Below are 18,328 nucleotides of genomic sequence, written 5' to 3'. Positions count from 1 at the left end.
GATCGGCCGGGCTTTTAACATGAGCGTCGTGAATCGCCGGGTTGCCGGCGATGCCGACTCATCGTGAAGGAGCCTCACCATGCTGGTTGTGAACGCGCGCGCCGAACGGCGCGCCTACCCGGACGCGCTGAAGGCGCTCATGTCGGTCGAACGCGCCGAGGAGAGCCGCAACTGGATCGCCAACTGGAGCGGCGTGTCGCGCCACGCGACGCCCTTGTACGACCTGCCCGATCTGGCCGCGCGCATCGGCGTGGCGCAGGTGTGGGTCAAGGACGAATCGGTCCGCTCCGGCCTCGGCAGCTTCAAGGCGCTCGGCGCGCCCATCGCGCTGGTCAGGCTCGTCATGCGGCTGAACACCGATGCGCAGCTCGATCCGGCCGGCTTGTTTCGGGGTGCTTATCGCAGCCGGCTCGACGGCCTCACGGTGGTGAGCGCGACCGACGGCAATCACGGCAAGGGCCTGGCCGCGGCGGCGCGCAGCATCGGCTGCCGGTGCGTGATCGTGCTGCATGCGAACGTCAGCGTCGAGCGTGAAGCGGCGATCGCGGAGCAGGGCGCACGGATCGTCCGCATCGCGGGCAACTACGATGCCTCCGTGGCGGAAGCGGCGCGGCTGGCCGGAGCGAACGGCTGGCACGTCGTGTCCGACACGTCGTACCCCGGCTACGAGATCATTCCGCGCGACGTGATGCAGGGCTATGGCGCGGTGGCGGCGGAAGTCGTCGAGGCCACGCGCGCGCCGCAGGGCGGCGGCGCGCCCGCGTTCAGCCACGTGTTCCTGCAGGGCGGCGTGGGGGGCCTGGCCGCCGGCATCTCCAGCTACTTCTGGGAAGTGTTCGGCGAGCAGCGGCCCACGGTGGTGATCGTCGAGCCGGAGCAGGCCGATTGCCTTTACCAGAGCGCCCTCACCGGCGTGGCGGAGAAGGCAACCGGCTCGGTCGATTCGATCATGGCGGGCCTGGCGTGCGGGGAGACCTCGCCGCTGGCGTGGCGCTTCCTGGCGACCGGCGCGGATTACTTCATGACGATTCGGGATGCCGACGCCATCGCCGCGATGCAGGTGCTGGCGGCCGGCTCGGGACGCGATATCCCGATCGTGTCCGGCGAATCGGGGGCGGCCGGGCTGGCCGGGCTGTGCGCGCTGGCGGCGGACGGTGCGCTGGCGAAGGTGGGTGTCGGCCGCGCGTCGCGGGTTCTCGTCATCAACACCGAGGGGGCGACGGCGCCGACGGTGTTCAGAGATCTGGTGGGGGAGCGGGCGGAGGATGTGTTGGGGCGGCAGGGGGCTTGGGCGAGAGCGCGGGTGGCTTGAGGCTGAGGCACCCGCTGCGGCGACCGCTGATCGAACCGGGCCGGCTAGGCGTTGCCGTGCGGCCTTTCTGCCGTTGCAATGAGATGCCACGGCAGCGACTCGTAATACTGGCGCACTGTCGTGAACGCGACGTCGAAGGGCGGAAGCTCACCTTCGATCGTGGGTGCGAGATCCGCATACTCCCGTTGCGAGCGCTCGCGGATCGCCGGAGCGGCCATCGACTGGCGATCGATGCGAAGCCCGCGCGATTCCGCCTTTTCGATCAGCAACCGCAGCACCCGCTCGATACGTTCGCGATCGGCACCCCAGTGAGTCAGAAAATAGTGCAGGTCGTAGATATCCTGACGCCGGGATCGTTGCCGTTCTTCCTGTTGCAGGATTGCGCGGAGCTTCTCGGCGAGCAGTGTGGTTTCGCTATATGTCTGGATTTCGAGCTCGCCATCGACTCCGAGGAAATCGACGTCGCCGATGATTTCATTGAAGCTGTAGTCGATCTGGACAATTTGCGGAGACTGCCGATCTGCCAGACGCTTCATCGCGCTTGCGTTGCCTTTGGGCGCGTAGCCGATACGAATTCTCAGCGTTTGAAAATTGCCTTCGGCGCGTGGTTGCAGGTCGGTGCTCTGGATACCGCAGGCGATGCCGTAGTTCAGCGCCTCCGCAGCTTGCCGGATGGCGGCGTTCAGGCGTTCGATGAAGGCGTCCTGGCCAGCGGCGAACTCGCGGTAGTGGGCTTGCGTCGAGAAGTCGACGTCGGTCGTGTGGCGCCCCGTGGCGTAGCGGATCGCCATCAATACGCCGCCTTTCATCACCATCACCGGTTTCAATTCGTGCGATGCGCCGATCGCGGAAAGCACGATGTGGACGACGTTGCGAAAGGCTTGTTCGCGCGCGTCGGCGGCGCCGGTTACCCAATCTTCTACAGTGGTCATCAACGGCTCACGTTAAGGGAAATCATCCATTTTTCCGAGAACGCTGGCCAGTACGCTTCAGCGGGATCGAGTTTGCGCGAGCCGCCACGTTGAGCGAACTGCGTCCAGGCCTCGATGCGCGGATTGCCTCGGATTTCGCATCGATCCTCCAAGATATATCCGCCGCGGACTTTTTCGATCGGTTCGCCGTGCCGATCTAACTCATCGATGATCAAGGGCAAATAAGCGCGTGCATGTTCGACAAACGTGTCGATTACATGATGAATGCCGCCGCACAGATCGGGGCGCCGCAGCATGTCGAGAAAGGTCCGGCCGACGCTGGCGACGCGTACCGGGCGATCGCGAAGCGAGATGAATGAGCCGGCTGCCTTGCTGGCAAACAGGTTGAGCTTGCGCTTGCCTGCCGTATCGAACGCAAGCCTTTGCAGGGGGGGCATGCGGGCCGCCTGGTAATCGGCCAGGCTGTCGCCCAGGTCCGCAGTCATTCGATCGGCTGCCTGTTTGCGCCACTCGGTTGCCGGGGAGGTGGTCGCGAAAATCAGCCGGGGTACCAGCTCGGTCAGGCCGTGATATTCCATGGCCGACAGATGGGAGAGATAGCTGAATGGATCCAGTCCACACAGGATGTCGGCGGGGTCCTTGAACGGCGACAAGGTCATGAGCCACGTGTCCTCGGGCAGGTCGTTGCGGTGTTCGAGGACACCGTTTTCGATCAGATCGTCACGGCATTTGAACAGGCTCGAACGGCTCGGTCGCGAGCTGCGTGGATTCTTGATGCGGTGCCCGGCATGCTCGCGCGTGGCATGAAGCTGCCAGAGCATCGCGCCAAGATCGTAGAGCGTCACGACACCGGAGCGATGCGCCTTGCCGAGCCGCAACGTGAGTGCACCGACGACTGAGAGAGTGGGTTCCATGAGAATGGGATGTAAAAAAGCACTGCTTGTCCTAAGGACAAGCAATGCTTTAATAGCATTGATTTCGCAAATCGTCAAGAAAATAACTAAATGAGACGTTAAAAACAGAGAGAAATTTGTTGATTTATTTAACCACGGCGTTTACGATGCGTCCTTAGGACGCATCGTAAACGCCGTGATAGAAAAAAATTGGTCCTGACCGTAACTGGACCCGTATTCGGCGGCGTCAAAGGCCGCTCGCAACTGCCGGGCACGGTGGAGGACGCGCTGCCCGGCAAGATCGAACTCGCGCCGTTCGTCACCCCTCCTTGCCGCTGTCGGACATCAACGCGGCCTTCGTGCTGATGCACGAAGGCCGCGTTGATCCGCACCGTCGTCAGTCTCGCGGCATGAACGCCGCGCTCACACCATCTCGTCGCCGGTCGGCTCCGCTGCGGGGCCGCGATGGCGCGACCGCGCGAGCCGGCTGACCGCCTCGGTGCCGCTCGCTACCGCCTGGCCGACCAGGCGCGCACCGGCGCCCGGCGCGCGCACCACGCCGTCGACGGCCATCGCCGTGGCGTTGGCGGTCGGCTTGACCACATAGGTGCCGGCCGCCGCCGCGCCCGCCAGCATCGCTCGGCCGGCCGGCGTGAGCACCGGCGCGAGCGCCTCGCCCGTCTTCTGCGCCGTCCACGCGATGCCCTGCCCCACGGGCTTCAGCGCATGTTCGTAGGCCGCGCCCGGCAGCGCCTGCACGCCCTGGCCGACCGCGCCGGCGTAATGCATGCCGTATTCCGCGCTTTTCTCGACCAGCCCCATCGCGCTGCCCAGTGCCACCGTGACGGCGTAGCCGAGTTGCGCGTTGCGCTCGCCGTACGGCCGCGCGATATGGTCGAGGTCGGCCAGCGATGTCTGGTCCGATTTCGCGATCTGGCCGAGCATGCCGCTTTGCTTGGCGGCGTCGGTGGTGATGCGCGCATCTTCCTGGCTCGAATCCGCGCCCACCCATTTTTCGGCTGCCATCGTCGACACCATGCTGATGACTTCGGTCGGCGTGGAGTACATCAGCGTGATCAACTGCTCGACCGTGCCCGGCAGCACGCCCGCGTGCGACAGCAGTGACAGCATCAGGCCGAGCGTCGCGGCGATCTCGCCGCCGGTGGCCATCGAGCGGATCGCCGAGCCGGTGCCGCGCCCGGCGCGCAACGTGGCGAGCGCTTCGTCGCTGACGTGCTTGAGCACGTCGTCCACTTGCGGGCGCGGCAGGGTGCCGGCCTCGATCATCGCCATCTTCTGCTCGACCAGCGCCTGGTGATCCTCCATCACTTCGAGCGGCACCATCGCGCCGGAGGTCCAGGTGGCGAGCAGGTTGGTGACCTGCTTGGCCACCAGCAGGCCGACCGCCAGCTTGTCGTGGCCGCTTTCCTTTGCGGCCTTCGCCAGCTCGCGCACGAAGTTGTTCGGCAGCGAGCCAACCGCCGCGATCGAGCCGGAGAACGCCGCGCCCTTGAGGTCGCCGAGCGCTTCGGACAACTGAGCGGGCATGAAGCTGCCGCCCTTCATCACTTCCATGAGCCGCTTGATGACCATCGAGTCGAAGGTTTCGGCGAACAGCGGCGTGAGCGAATCGAGCAGCGGGCCGTATTTGGCGGCGGCGGCCGGCCCGATCGCCGTCTTCACGCTGGCCCAAATGCCGTAGTCGAACGTCGCGCCGATCGCGCCGGTGCCGACCAGGCTCGCGCCGAGGCCGTAGGCCAGCTCCTTGTTGAAATCCTTGTTGGTGGCGAGCGACAGCATCGACATCGCGCCGAAATCGCCCCGGAATTTCGCGAGCCGTGCCTGCTTGGCCGGATCGTTCGGCTGGTGCGTGAGTGCGGCCTGCAGGCGCGCGCTTGCGCCGTGGTCGGGCGTCACGCGGATCTGGATGCCAACCTCGCGCAGGAAGGCGCTCGGATGCTGATCGGTGCCCGGCATGCGCGCCTCGGGCGTGAACGCGTTGTCGCCCTTGGCGATCGCGTCGCGCAGCAGATCGGTGGCCACCAGCATGTTGCCGCCGCAAAGCTTGCGGAAGCTGCCCATCTTCTCCATCAACTGCGCATCCCACTCGACATGAATCTGCGCGCCGGGCGCGATGTTCAGATGCTTGAGCGCTTCGGGATCGAGTTCACCGATCAGGTTCAGCACGCTCTGCACGCCGTGATCTTCCTTGCAGACGGGTGTGCCGTCGCTGCCGACGGTCAGTGCGCCGCCGCACGGCGACGGCAGCTTCAGCGTGATTTCGTCATCCTCATCGTCGCTCGATGCGATGCTCGGCGCCGCGCTGGCATGCGTGCCGGCCGCCGAGTGCGTGCGCGACAGGCGCGCCAGTTCGATCGATGGGTTGTCGCCGTGCGCGCGCGAGCTGGTCGGCGAGCCGGGGCGGTGCGGCGGCAGTGCGCCCTTGCGCAGACGCGAGGCGGTCTTGCTTGCGGTGGAGGCGGCATCGGAGCCGGCGCTTTCGCTCGGGCGGCGCGATTTCAGGGCCGAGAACTGGGCCGATGCGGCTTCCGCGTGCTTGCCCGTGGGGCGGCCGGCATCGGGCGTGGACGCGGTGTCGGGCGAGGGGGCATCGGTTTGGGCGGCGTGGGTGGACGGGGCGGGAGAGCCGGAACGAATCGAGGAGGGCATGGTGAATGCGCGTTGAGCGAAGGACGAACGTGGCCCGAACACTACGCGCGCCTCGCCGCGGTGCGCGGCGAGGGGGCGAAACGAGAGGTGGGTTTGCGAAGTGTTGAGGATTGGTCAGGATCGAGCGGGCAGGTGCCTCATCCCTGATCGTTGCGCAGTGAAAATATGAAAGGAATACTGACTTTTTCCCGCATCGCCCGGCCGTTCACGAGATACGGCTTGCAGGTCATGGCCAGCACGGCCTGGCGCGCGGCCTCGTCGAGGTCGTCGTGCTGGCTGCTCTGCACGATCGAGACGGATTCCGGCAGGCCCTGGGGCGACAGCACCGCGCGAATCACCACGCGGCCGCTCAGGCCGTGGCGGCGCGCGGAGGCCGGATACTCGGGCGCCGGAACGTGGCAGTCGGGGCGGTTCAGCGCGGCGGCGGCGGGCAGGTCGATCACGCTCGATGCGCCAGCCGGCGAGGCGCGGCTCGTGAGGGTGTTCGCGGTGTCCGTCGCGGCCGGATGCAGCAACAGCATGTCGAGCTTCTGCGTGGGCTGCGTCACATTCGATGTGTCGAGGCGTGCGGGCCGGTGAGCGTTGGCATCGGGCTTGAACGACGCGTAGCCGAGATTGAACGAGACGAAGGCGGTCAGCATCCAGAGCACGATGAAGGTCAGCAGGGTCACCCCGAGGCGCAGCCGCATCGAGGTGACGGGGCGATGCCAACCGCTGCGTACCCGATACCGGTAGGGGCGGCCGGCCAGCCATTTGGCGCGGAGTTCGGCGGCGTGCGCGGTCGAGCCGTGCGCGAGCGCATACGTCACGCTGATGGCCGCCACGATGGGCCACGCGAACAGCACGCCGAATTCGACGGGAACCAGCATGTTCAACGGAATCAGCGCCGCGAACAGCAACCACTGCTTGCGGGGCCGGCCCCACTCGACGATGGAGATGCTGGTCAGCGCGGCCGCCACGAGGAGCGGCAGGGCGAACGGCGCGGCGGCGTGAACCACCGCAGCCATGCCGAGCATCGATGCGGCCGCGCCCAGCAGCCCGGCCACGATCCACCACGCTGCCGCCGCCAGTTTCATGGTGTGGCGGTTCGTCCTGAGCGCGAGGGACAGCGAGGTTTGCACCGGCAGGAGCGCGAGGATCAACGGGCCGTTGATCAGGCTCCAGAGCAGGCTGCGCGCGCCGAACACCTCTGCATGAAAGGCCTGCGTGCCCAGCACCGGCGCCAGCATCAGGCTGCAGACGAGCGACATCGAATAGAGCGAAGCGGGCACGGCGGCCATCGCCCAACCGAGCGCGGCGATCAGGCCGAACAGGCCGCCAAGCTGGATGCCCTGCAGGTCGTGCAGCCGTCCTTCCATGAGCGTGATCGAGGCGATCGTCCAGAGTCCTATCCATCCATAGCGGAACGGCGGGCGATCCTCGACGCGCCGATACCATCGACGGGCACGGTCGGGCCAGAACAGCAGGGCGAGAGCCGGCACCAAGAGCGCCGTGGCGGCGAAAATCGGCAGCGCGGCGAAGGTCACCCAGGGCGGCGCCCACATCAGCAGCCGGAACGGGCCGGCGGCCACCCACACGATCGCCGCAAACCAGCCGGCCAATACGACGCCGGCCTGCCAGGCGGGTGCCTTCAGGCGCGAGTCGTATTGCGCTTCCCAGAACGCGAGCGTGGCCAAGTCGAAGCGATGCACCACGACATGCCGCGGATGGCCGCGCAGTGCCGCGAGTGCCTTGTTCAACTGGGTGGCGCGTCGGCTCGACAGCAGCATGAGCCGGGCGCGTTGCGGCGACACGGGCGCGTTGCTCAGGAGTGCGAATGCCTTGGGCAGATCGTGTTCGATGCGGCGGGACAGGCGATCGGCCTGCACGCGCGCCATCGCGAGGTGACCGACAGTCTGCAGCGCGCGCAGGATGAAGCTCGAATCGCGCTCCCATTGCATGATGTCGGCGATTTCGATGCGCAGCGCGGGGTCGGCGTTGTCGCGGGCGCAATACTGCGCGCACAACAGTTCGAACGCGTCGCGGGCCGCCAGATGGGTCAGCGCGTCGTCGCGGAGCATGGCGGCCAGCGCGATGGGTTGCGCTGGCGGGCCGCGTCGCGAGGCGATGAAGCGCTGCCACGCGGCCGTGGCGATCTCGTTGGGGGAGACCGGGGGCGTGGGTGGCGGCTCTGGCGGCTCGAACCGGGGTGGCGAGGGTGGGCTCGGGTCGGCCGGGATGGCGGGCGTCGTGGGCGGTGGAACGACTGCCGGCACCACCGGTGCCGCAGGCGGCTGAATTGCCTCCGGGATGACCGGTGCCGCAGGCGGTTGAATCGCTTCGGGCACGACCGGAGTCGCAGGCGGCTGAATTGCCTCCGGGATGACCAGAGCCGCAGGCGGTTGAATCGCTTCTGGAGCGACCGATGCCACAGGCGGCTGAACCGCCTCCGGCACGATCGGAGCCACCGGCGGCCGAGTCGCTTCGGGATCGTCCGCCACGTCAGGCGCTTGAACCTCATCCGTGCCTACCGGCCGTACCGGCTCCGCAGCCGCCCGAACCTCGACGTCATCCCTACGCGGTTCATCACGCGCTTCCCGTGCCGCCCGCGCCTGCGCGATCTGCCGCGCCCGCTCGTAGGCTTCGCGCAGTGCCTGGAACGCCACCGGATCGTCGTCGGGCCGCGTGGTCTTGAGCCGTTGGGCGTAGGCGCGCCGGATATCGGTTTCGGTCGCGTGGGCGGGCACGCCGAGCGTGTCCCAGATCGATGGTACGGAAGAATTCATGCGCGCCGGGTCAGAAGATCTGGCGGGTTTCGAAGTGCTCCAGCACCCGCTTCAGCGCGGCCTGCGCCTGGACGATCGTTTCGGGGTCCTGGGTTTCGAGCACGGACTGGAACGTCACGATCTGCTGCCCGATGAAATGGCGCGGATCGCCCAGCAATTCCTGGAACAGGCGATCGGCGCGCGCCAGCAGCGTGCGGTTCTCGGTGGTCTCGCGCGGATGGATCTTCATCTTGTTCAACGCCTGCAAGCGCGCGGCGATCTCGTCCGGGCTCAACACGCCCGGGTTTTCCTCGATCACCAGCGTGTGCGCCTGGCCGTCGGGCAGTTGCCGGGCGATTACTTCGAGCAGCCCGTTGACGTCGTACGTGAAGCGCACCTCGATCTTCACCGAGCCCGCCGGGGCGGCCGGCACATCGATCGGCAGGCGGCCCAGCAGGATGTTGTCGGCCACCGCGTGCGATTCGCCCTGATACACCTTCAGGTTCACGCGCGTCTGGTTGTCGTGCATCGTGTAGACCGTCTTCGCGCGGCTCGCCGGCACGGTGGTGTTGCGCTCGATGAGCGGCAGGAAGCTGCCTTCGCTGACGTGATTCGGCGTGACCTGCGTGGCGACCTCGACGCCGAGGCTGTACGGCGCGACGTCGGTCATCACGATTTCCTCCAGCGCCGCGTCGCGTTGCTTGAGCCCGGCCTGGACCGCCGCGCCCAGCGCCACGGCCTCGTCCGGATTCAGCGAACCCGCCGGCAGCCGGCCGAACAGCAGGCTCGCCATGCGCCGCACCACCGGCATGCGCGTGGCGCCGCCCACCAGGATCACGTCGTTGAGTTCGGCCAGCGGAATCCGGGCGTCGCGCAGGGCGCGCGTTACCGGTTGGCGCAGCCGGTCGAGCAGCGACGTGCACAGCGTTTCGAATTCGGCCGACGTGACGGCCATCTCGTAGGCGGTGCCGTCGAGCGTCGCGCGCATCTGCGCGCTGCCGCCCGCCGTGAGCGCGCGCTTGGCGCTTTCGGCTTCGTGCAGCAGGCGTTGCAGTTCGACGGGGTGCGTGCGCAGCCGTTCCGCGTCGAGCCGGTGCCGCGCGAGGAACGCGTCCACCAGCACGCCGGTGAAATCCTCGCCGCCGAGCATGTTGTCGCCGGCACTGGCGCGGATCTCCATCACGCCTTCGAAGATGTCGATGATCGAGACGTCGAACGTGCCGCCGCCCAGGTCGAAGATCAGGAATTTGCGCTCGGCGTCGCGCTCGTGCACGCCGTAGGCCAGCGCGGCGGCGGTCGGCTCGTTGATGAGCCGCGCGACGTTCAGGCCGGCCAGGTCGCCGGCCGCGCGCGTGGCCTTGCGCTGGGTGTCGTTGAAATAGGCCGGCACGGTGATCACGGCCTGCTCGACGGGGTGGCCGAGATACGCCTGCGCGTCGGCCTTCAGCGCGCGCAGCACGAATGAGGACAATTCCTCGGGCCGATAGCTGGCCTGCCCGAGCCGCAGCTTGCGGGCCGTGCCCATGTAGCGCTTGAAGTTGGCGGCGGTCAGATCGGGGTGCGTATGCAGCCGGTGCAAGGCGGCGCGGCCGACCAGCACGCTGCCGTCGTCGTCGATGCCGACGCAGGACGGAGTGAGAAACTCGCCGAGCGCATTGGGAATCAGAACCGGCGCGCCGTCTTTCCATACGGCGGCCAAACTATGCGTCGTACCGAGATCGATACCGATAATCGTATTCACCCCATTCCCTCGCACGATGTTCTCTCATTCACGGCATGGCCTGTGGCGGCACGCGCGTATTCGGCCTGACGCGCGAGGCTACCATGGAACGCGAAAGGCTTAATCTTCAATTTGATCGATTGTTTCGCGATTCAAACAAGGTTGAAGCCATTTGTAAAAATATTCTCTGCCTGTCATTAAGACGAAGCGTGTCGCGCGTCATGCCGGTCATTTATAGTCGAACGCGCGCGGGCCGACGTTGCGCCGTCTACGGGGATGCACCGACGGCCGTCACGGCGGCTCCGCGTATCGGCAGGCTGGACACATGCGCGCCGTGGGCCGGGGCGCATCGATCGTCGTTGGCCTGATTCGATGGGATTTTATTCGATCGTTATAAAACAGAACGTAAAAGGAAACGAATCATGTCGGAAACCGTTCATTTTGGCTGCGCATGCTGCAGCCCGCATATCATGCCGTCGTTCGATCACGCCTCACCGGAATGGAAAACGCATATCGCCGGTTTGCCGCCATTGCGTGATGGCGATGGCCGGGAGCCGGTTATCTTTTACGGCGGCGCCATTTATCCGGACCCCGAGCGGCCGGAATGGCGTGTCGAGGCGATCGGTATCGCCGACCGCAAGGTCATCGCCGTCGACAGCCTCGAGGCGGTGCGTGCGCAGATGCACGACCAGCAGTTCGCCGAGCCGGTGACCGAGTACGCACTCGCCGCCGGCCAGGCCTTGCTGCCGGGCCTGATCGATCCGCACGCGCACCTGATGACGAGTGCGCTCGTCAAATCGTGGACCGACCTGAGCCCGTTCAAGGGCCAGGAACTGCTGCACCCGTACAACAAGGACGTGATCGGCACGCGGCTTGTCGATGCGGTGAAGGCCGCGAAGGAGGTGACCCCGCCGGCCAATGTCCAGCGCTGGGTGTGCGGCTTCGGCGTGGACCCGTCGCTGATGCAGACGTGGGAGGAGCCCGATGCCGAATGGCTCGACGGCTTCGCGCCGGATACCGGTTTGCCCGACGATGTCGGCATCTTCCTGCTCAACGCGTCCGGCCACATCAGCTATGTCAACACGGTCGCGCTGAAGCGGGCGGGCATCGACAAGATCTATCCGACAGGTGTCCTGACCGAAGAGCATTCCAAGCTCGTGTCGAATCTGCTGCCGGTCGATCCGAAGCTCATGTTGGCGAACCTGCTGAAGGTGTTCGCGGAGGCCAACGAGCGCGGCATCACCACGATCTTCGACGCGGGCCTCGGCATGTTGAGCGGGCCTGCCGAGGTCGATACGATGCGCGCCCTGGCCAGCACGACCGCGTTGACGGTGCGGGTGGGCGCCGCGTTGTACGGCAACGATCCCGACGCGCTGGGCGGGTGGCTCGCGTTTTACCGGCCGGAACTCGACAGTCATCCAGAGGTGTTGTTCAGCCTGCGTGCGATCAAGCTGATCGCCGACGGGTCGAATCAGGGTTTGACGGGCCTGCAGAGCGCCCCGTATCGATGCTGCAACGAGCATGCGGTGCCGGGCGTCGGCAAGTACGGCCTGTTCAATTTCACGCCCATGCGGGGCCTGGCGAAACAGATGGCACGGGCGGCCGATGCGGGATGGCCGATCCTCACCCACGCCAACGGCGACGACGGGATCGTCAATGTGCTGGCCGCCTATCAACTGGCGCTCGACAAGGTGCCGCCGCCGGGCGCCGATCGCGACCCGGCGCCCATCAAGGCGCGCCACCGGATCGAACATGCCTCGCTGCTGCACGACAACGCGTTGCAGACCATGAAGCGCATGTCGATTTCGCCGAGCTTCCTGATCGGCCACGTCGGTTATTGGGGCAAGGCGTTCTGCGACACGATCCTGGGCTACGAGCGCGCGCAATTGCTGGATCGCTGCGCGTCCGCGCTGGCGGCCGGCATGCGCATCAGCCTGCACAGCGATCACTTCGTCTCGCCGTTCGGGCCGCTGCGATACATGGAGCAGGCGGTCGGCCGCGTGATGGAAGCCACGCGCGTGCCGCCCACGGGCGACGCCGCGACCGGGCCGGTGGAAGTGCTGAACCCGTCGGAGCGCCTGAGCATCGCGCAGGCGCTGCGCGCCGTGACGATCGACGCCGCCTGGCAATGTCACCTCGACACGCAGATCGGTTCGCTGCTGCCGGGCAAGCAGGCCGACCTGGTGATCCTCGACCAGGACCCGCTGACATGGCAGGCGCTCGACGCGGCAGGCATGCGCGACATCGTGGTGCGGGAAACCTGGGTGAGCGGGCGGCGCGTGTATCCGGCCGCGCAGTAAGCGCGCCGGCGGCCGCCGATCGAACGAGCGGCCGGCGCGGCGTGCGAAATGCGCCGGGCCGGCCGCATCGCATCGGGTCGCACCGCATCGCAGCGGGCGCGTCCGGCCGAAGCCCCGCTATACTCGCGTCGTCGCGCGCTGTGAGGCACCGTGCCTCGGCCCGCCGGAACCAACAATCGAAAGCGATGTGGAATCTTACTGTCGTCAGGCGGCTCGCCGGGGCCGCCGCCTTGGTCGTATCGGGCGTGGCGGCCGCGCACCCGCATGTGTGGATTCGCTATGCGGCGCGCGTGCAGATGCAGGGCACGGCCGTCACCGCCATTGCCGAAAGCTGGCGCTTCTCGGAAGGGTTCCCGGTGCAGATCGTCGGCATCGATTCCCTGCCCGAGAACGGGCCGCTCGATGCCAGGCAAACTGAAATCTTCCGTAAGCAGGCGTTTTCCTCGCTCGCGGGCGCGCAATATTTCAGTCACCTTTACGTCAATGGCGAAGCGCAACCGTTCGGCGAGCCGACCGGGTTCCGCGTGTCGATCGATCACGGCAAGCTGGTCTACACCTTCATGCTGCCGCTCAAGGCGCCGGTGGATGCCGGCAGTGCGCGCAAGGTGTCGCTCGGCATCTGGGACGAATCGTTCTTCGTGGACTACGAACCGAATGGCGCGACGCCCGTGACGCTCGAAGGCCATCCCGCCGCCGCCTGCACCGCGAAGGCGTTCCAGGATCGCACGCACCCCATCTTCAACGGCCTCTATCTGCCGCAGGCATTTGCTTTGTCATGCTGAGATTCTCACGGCCCGCGATGGCCTTTTTTTTCGCGTGTTGCGTGGCGTTGGCGGGCTTCGGCTTGGCCGTGCCGTGTTACGCCGCCGCGCCGACCGTCGATGTATTCGGCCAGCCGATCCGGCCGGCGTCGTCGGCGCCCTCCACGCAAGCTGCCGCGCCCGTACCGGTTCCCGAACCGCGGCACACGGTGGTGTTGCCGGAATTCGCGCGCACGCTGCTGGTCACCACGCTGATCTGGCAGGGCAAGCTCAATGCGCATATCGCCGACGTCGCCGCGCAATTGCGGCGCGACGCGTCGCCGTTGGCCTGGCTGACGCTGCTCGCCGTGTCGTTCGCCTACGGCATGCTGCATGCGGTCGGGCCGGGACACGGCAAGCTCGTGGCCGGCGCTTACCTGGGCTCGCGGCGCACGCGGGTGGCGCAGGCCATCGGCCTGGCAAGCTGGGGCGCGGCCGTGCAGGCGATGAGCGCCATCGTGCTGGTGTTCGGTGCGGCGTGGTTCGCGCAGGCGGGCATGTCGAACGTGCTGTCCAACGCGGCCTCGCTCGATGTCGTCAGCTACCTGCTGCTGTGCGTGGCCGGCATCTTCACGCTTTACAACACGCTGACGCGCCGCGATTGCTGCGTGGACCCGGTCGCGATCAAGCTGGTGCCCGACGCGCGCGACACCCCGGACGACGCGCCCGCCTATCTCGGCGCGAAGCTGCGGGTGCATGCCCGTTCGTCGCGCCGCGCGATGGTGGCCAACCCGTCGAGGTGGACGGTGACACTGCAGATCCTCGCGACCGGTTTCGCATCGGGCGTGCGGCCCTGCGTCGGCTCGATCTTCGTGTTGATCGCGTCGGTGGCGGCGCGCGCGCCGTGGATCGGCATCGCGGCCGCGTTCGCGATTGCCGCGGGCGTGGCCGTGACGGTGACGCTGTTCGGCCTCGGCGCGATCGGCGCGAACCGCTTCATCATGGGGCGCGGCATCCGCCTGCGGGCGCGGTTGCAGACGGCGCAGCGCGTGGTGGGGATTGCGGGGGCGGCGGCGATCGTGTTGTTCGGGGCGGTGCAGGCGGCGTTGATTTTGACGGGTTATGTGCAACCCGAGTTGACCTGAATTTTTTACGATTGCGCGCCATCGCGAATCATCACGGCCGTTTCTTCCCACCGCTACAAAGCCGCACCGAAGCTCGGTGCGACTAGAACTCGAGCGCGATCGCACGCGCCTCTTCGATTGCACCGATTCGATCGGCCTTCCCTTCCGCGCCGAGCAACGTGCGCTCGACGACAATCCCGACGACGTCCTCCACCCCCACGAACTTGAGCCAGGTTTCCATGTAGGGCCGCTGGAGGTCGAACTCGCTGGCCGGCGTGAATGAACCGGGAGACGTAAAGTTGAGCCCGCGCGCGTAGACGACCGCCGCCTTTTTCCCACGCAACATGCCGGTAAAACCCGAGCTGTCGAACGAGAACAGCACGTCCTTCTGCGAGATGGCATCGATCAGATGTTTCAGCTTGTAGGGAATGCTGAAGTTCCACAGAGGCACCCCGAACAGCAGCTTGTCCGCCGCGAGAAAGGGGGCGGCGAGTTCCTTGATGCCTTGCCATGCCTCGGCTTGTGCCGGCGTCAGGGTCACCCCGTTCAGGCCGGCGTATTTAGCGGCCAAGGCGTCGGCGTCGAACTCAGGAATCCTCAGATTCCAGATGTCGAGCTTTTCTATTACATGTTCTGGATGCGCCAGCCGGTACGCATCCAGAAAGGCATTGCACACTTCGATCGACGCCGAATGGGCCTTGTTGGGTGAACCTTCGATATAGAGCACGCGAGTCATGTAACCGGTCCTTGTCAGGGGGCGGCGACGGGCGGAATGCGCGGTCGCTCACCGTGATTCGCAGCGTACCGGGCGACGATATAATTTGGAAACGCTATTAATTTGTCGAATTAACCTGATTTGGTGATCAATGAGCCATCCGCTCGATACCGCGCTCCTCCACACGTTCGTCGCCGTTGCGGAGGCTCGGAGCTTTACCGGGGCCGGTCGTCGGCTGCATCTGAGTCAGTCGGCGGTCAGTGCCCAGGTGGTTCGGCTGGAACAGCAAATCGCGCGCACGCTTTTCGTCCGCAACACGCGCAGCGTCGCGCTCACCGAGCATGGCCAGACGCTGCTCGGATACGCGCGCGCCATGCTCAATCTCAGCGAGGAGGCCAGAGCGCGATTGGGAACGGGCAATATCTACAGCGGCAAGCTTCGGATCGCCGCTTCGGAGGACATTGCCGGGGATTGGCTGCCTGACGCGATGCGCCGCTTTCGCGCCGCGCGCCGTGGCTTGCAACTGGATCTGACGGTCGACATCGGCGACAGCTTGTTTCGACGACACGCCAAGGGCGATTTCGATCTCGTGATCGGCAGCCGGTGTTCCGCCTCGAACAAGGGCGCGACCTTGTGGCGAGAACCGCTCGCCTGGGCGTTTGCGCGTCATGAGCCGCTCCCCGAAGGCGAGCTGGCGTTGGCGTGTTTTCCGGACCCGTGCCCGTTTCGAGAGGCTGCCGTCAAGGCGCTCGCGTTGGCCGACACACCCTATCGAATTGCGTGCGAAAGCCCGAGTGTCACGGGTATCAGGGCGTTCGCGCGAGCCGGCATTGCCGTGGCGCCCGTGCCGCGCAGCGCGATCGACGGCGAGCTGCGCGAACTCGGCCCGGCAGACGGCTTGCCGGTGCTCCCGGATATCGAATTCGTCATGATGTACGACGCCGAGATTCCGGCTGCGGTGGAATTCGCCGAGACGATTTTCGACGAAATCGCACGCCGCACGGGCAGCGTCAAACGCTGAACGCTGCTCGATCAGCCGATAGAGAGATTCGCGCTTCCGCGCGCCACGGTAATCAGGACTGCCGGATACATTCCAGCAACGAAACTCCGCCGACCAACACAAGGCTCGACGCCCACACGGCATCCAGATTGAACCAACTGCGCGCGACGAAGCGCAGCCCGAGATAGCGGTAGACGAGCCACGCCAACAGGCCACCGGCGCCGATCATCGCGAGCGCATGCACCAGCGACACCAGCAGCGCCATCCGCAAATCGAAGCCGATCAGGGTTTGCGCCGCCCGATGCGCGGTGTCCATGGGCGTGGCGCGGCACAGGCCCAGATAGATCGGCAGCAGCATCAGCGCGGCGCCATGGCCCAGTGCGACCAGACACGACCACAACGCAAGCCGCGCAGGCGGAATGCGCGCAAGCACGCGCAGATGACGGCGCCGGATCAACAGCATCGCGCCAAACGCCATCACCAGCAGGCTCGCCCCGATCTGGATGCGGGTTTGCCAGCCGGCCAGCATCGTCAACAACGCGAACGGCACCATCACCATCAGCATCGCCGAAAGATGCCCCGCTGCAAGATACGCCAGCGCCGAAAGCAAGGCACGCGGCCGTCGCGCCATCAGCCCGTTCGACACCGCAAGCGGCCAGCCCATCGCCGGATTGATGCCGTGATAGACGCCGCTTGCGAGCACTGCCAGCCACAGGCCGTCCTGCACGCTCACCGGCAGCATCAGGCTGCCGATGGATAGCAGAACGAATCGGTCGAGCAGTCGCCGCCTTCGAGGCGGATCTGATGCGCGCGATAACCGTCGGGAAACTCGACGAAATAGTCGCTCGCAAGCCTCAGGCCGCCATCGGCGCCGGCGTACGCCATGACTTGTGCGCCGGGCACGCCGTCCGGGTAGAACTGATCGTCCCACGTGGAATACAGGGAGTTGGTCCAATACACGCGCTTGCCATCGCGGCTGATCTCGACCATTTGCGGGCCGCCCGCGAACGGCTTGCCGTTCGGATGGCCTTTGCGTTCGACAATGCCGCCGATTCGCACGGACCCGGCCAGCCGAGGCTTGCGCGGGTCGCTGACGTCGTATTGGCGCATTTCGCCGGTGCCCCAACACGCAACGTAGAGAAAGCGGTCGTCGAGTGACAGGTCGATGTCGGTGACGAGCGGCGGCACCGCGCCGAACGCTTTCAGTATCGGCGGCAATTGATCTGCCGCGGCGGGCTCCGCGGGGATCGTGATGGTCTTTTCGATGTGGAAGCGGCCGCCTTCGCGCCACCAGGTCCAGATCGACCCTTCGAGGTTCGTGGTGTCGACGACCACGCCGACGAACCCGTACTCGCGCACGGGATCATGCGCGGGCCGCACTTCGAGCGCCATTTGATGCCGGGGGCCGAGGTCGATCGTCTGCACGTTGCGGCGTGCGCGCAGATCCCAGAAATGCAGCTTGTGCCCGTATCGGTTCGCCAGCAGCTCTTCCGGCACGATGCCGTTCTCGTACTGCGGCGGCAGCGCCCACTCGCTCGACACCATGTAGTTGCGCGGCAGATTCCACCAGAAATCGTAGTGCTTCTCCTGCGCGCCGCGTTCCATCTCCCAACGGCCGAGCACCTCGAACGTTTCGCAATCGATGATGAAGATGCCCGGCGGGCCGTCGGTGCCGTCCTTGCCGCCGCCTCCGAGCGTGCTCACGTAAATGCCCTCCGGCCCGCAGTGCACCGTGTGCGGACGCGAATAGCCCGTTTTGGCGAATACCTCTTTCGGCTCGATGATCTTGTGAATGCGCGCCTGCGTCGGCTCGGGCTTCGTATCGATGATGTAGATGCGGGACGAACGCAGGCCGGGGATGATCAGGAAACGCCGCTCGAGAAACGCGTGCCCCGAGAGCGGCGACAACGACGACGAACAGGCATTCCAGCCGAAGTGATGAAATTCGTCGCCGGCTTCGGGCATGGTGACCGTGTGCACGACCTGGCCGTAGGTGGGCGATTCAGGCTTCACGTCGACCACGGCGAGCGCGTCGGGCTTCGAAAAATCCGGACTGAGCAACAGCGTGTACGCAAAGTTCTCCGTCGGCGCCTCCATCGCGAGTTTTGGCGATGCGTGAAAAGTGGGGTCTGGACGCATACCCATGGTGCATTCTCCTTGGTCATGACGTTGATCACG

General features: G+C 66.1%; 13 protein-coding genes and 1 pseudogene. 6 read left to right on the top strand and 8 right to left on the bottom strand.

Annotated elements, in window-relative coordinates:
- Nucleotides 1–79: 79 nt before the first annotated feature.
- Nucleotides 80–1,312 (top strand): diaminopropionate ammonia-lyase, encoded by a 1,233-nt coding sequence (locus AB4851_RS05085; protein ID WP_414448701.1) that lies wholly within the window; start codon nucleotides 80–82, stop codon nucleotides 1,310–1,312.
- Between the two features lie 44 nt (nucleotides 1,313–1,356).
- Here AB4851_RS05085 and AB4851_RS05080 read toward each other — a convergent pair whose 3' ends face one another.
- Nucleotides 1,357–2,244 (bottom strand): nucleotidyl transferase AbiEii/AbiGii toxin family protein, encoded by an 888-nt coding sequence (locus AB4851_RS05080; protein WP_414448700.1) that lies wholly within the window; start codon nucleotides 2,242–2,244, stop codon nucleotides 1,357–1,359.
- Nucleotides 2,244–3,158 carry a type IV toxin-antitoxin system AbiEi family antitoxin domain-containing protein gene (locus tag AB4851_RS05075; RefSeq protein ID WP_414448699.1) on the bottom strand — a complete coding sequence of 305 codons (915 nt, stop codon included), beginning with the start codon at nucleotides 3,156–3,158 and terminating at the stop codon, nucleotides 2,244–2,246. Before AB4851_RS05075 ends, AB4851_RS05080 begins: the two co-directional genes overlap by 1 nt.
- Before the next feature lie 207 nt (nucleotides 3,159–3,365).
- Between AB4851_RS05075 and AB4851_RS05070 the strand changes: the two are divergent.
- Nucleotides 3,366–3,517, top strand: a pseudogene (locus tag AB4851_RS05070) (S-(hydroxymethyl)glutathione dehydrogenase); the annotation flags it as partial.
- A gap of 43 nt (nucleotides 3,518–3,560) precedes the next feature.
- On the opposite strand, the gene AB4851_RS05065 reads toward AB4851_RS05070, so the two are convergent.
- The 3 genes from AB4851_RS05065 to AB4851_RS05055 form a co-directional block, all read right to left on the bottom strand.
- Nucleotides 3,561–5,807, bottom strand: coding sequence for a hypothetical protein (locus tag AB4851_RS05065; RefSeq protein ID WP_414448698.1), 2,247 nt, complete (start codon nucleotides 5,805–5,807; stop codon nucleotides 3,561–3,563).
- 137 nt (nucleotides 5,808–5,944) lie between these two features.
- Nucleotides 5,945–8,533: a TonB family protein gene (locus AB4851_RS05060; protein WP_414448697.1), complete on the bottom strand. Its 2,589-nt coding sequence runs from the start codon at nucleotides 8,531–8,533 to the stop codon at nucleotides 5,945–5,947.
- A gap of 49 nt (nucleotides 8,534–8,582) precedes the next feature.
- On the bottom strand, nucleotides 8,583–10,292 hold the full coding sequence (locus AB4851_RS05055; protein WP_414448696.1) for a molecular chaperone HscC: 1,710 nt from the start codon (nucleotides 10,290–10,292) through the stop codon (nucleotides 8,583–8,585).
- Between the two features lie 449 nt (nucleotides 10,293–10,741).
- Between AB4851_RS05055 and AB4851_RS05050 the strand changes: the two genes are divergently transcribed.
- The 3 genes from AB4851_RS05050 (at nucleotide 10,742) to AB4851_RS05040 (ending at nucleotide 14,456) form a co-directional block, all read left to right on the top strand.
- Entirely contained in the window at nucleotides 10,742–12,571 is a 1,830-nt protein-coding gene (locus AB4851_RS05050) for an amidohydrolase (RefSeq protein ID WP_414448695.1), read from the top strand.
- 185 nt (nucleotides 12,572–12,756) lie between these two features.
- Nucleotides 12,757–13,353 (top strand): DUF1007 family protein, encoded by a 597-nt coding sequence (locus tag AB4851_RS05045; protein ID WP_414448694.1) that lies wholly within the window; start codon nucleotides 12,757–12,759, stop codon nucleotides 13,351–13,353.
- 17 nt (nucleotides 13,354–13,370) lie between these two features.
- Complete coding sequence (locus tag AB4851_RS05040) at nucleotides 13,371–14,456, top strand: nickel/cobalt transporter (protein ID WP_414448693.1); 1,086 nt, start codon at nucleotides 13,371–13,373, stop codon at nucleotides 14,454–14,456.
- Between the two features lie 82 nt (nucleotides 14,457–14,538).
- On the opposite strand, the gene AB4851_RS05035 is transcribed toward AB4851_RS05040, so the two are convergent.
- The gene (locus tag AB4851_RS05035) at nucleotides 14,539–15,171 is read right to left on the bottom strand and encodes an FMN-dependent NADH-azoreductase (protein WP_414448692.1); all 633 of its coding nucleotides are present in this window, start codon (nucleotides 15,169–15,171) and stop codon (nucleotides 14,539–14,541) included.
- 130 nt (nucleotides 15,172–15,301) lie between these two features.
- Between AB4851_RS05035 and AB4851_RS05030 the strand changes: the two genes are divergently transcribed.
- Nucleotides 15,302–16,171: a LysR substrate-binding domain-containing protein gene (locus AB4851_RS05030; protein ID WP_414448691.1), complete on the top strand. Its 870-nt coding sequence runs from the start codon at nucleotides 15,302–15,304 to the stop codon at nucleotides 16,169–16,171.
- Nucleotides 16,172–16,223: 52 nt separating this feature from the next.
- Here AB4851_RS05030 and AB4851_RS05025 read toward each other — a convergent pair whose 3' ends face one another.
- The gene (locus tag AB4851_RS05025) at nucleotides 16,224–16,892 is read right to left on the bottom strand and encodes a hypothetical protein (protein ID WP_414448690.1); all 669 of its coding nucleotides are present in this window, start codon (nucleotides 16,890–16,892) and stop codon (nucleotides 16,224–16,226) included.
- A complete protein-coding gene (locus AB4851_RS05020) occupies nucleotides 16,892–18,295 on the bottom strand; it encodes a selenium-binding protein SBP56-related protein (RefSeq protein WP_414448689.1) in 1,404 nt (467 codons plus the stop codon). Before AB4851_RS05020 ends, AB4851_RS05025 begins: the two co-directional genes overlap by 1 nt.
- Nucleotides 18,296–18,328 lie beyond the last annotated feature (33 nt).

The organism is Burkholderia sp. 22PA0099 (genome assembly GCF_047497165.1).
In the GTDB taxonomy this organism is placed as follows: Bacteria; Pseudomonadota; Gammaproteobacteria; order Burkholderiales; family Burkholderiaceae; genus Burkholderia.
The sequence above is the reverse complement of the archived record's forward strand: the minus strand, read 5'-3'. Positions and strand labels throughout refer to the sequence as shown.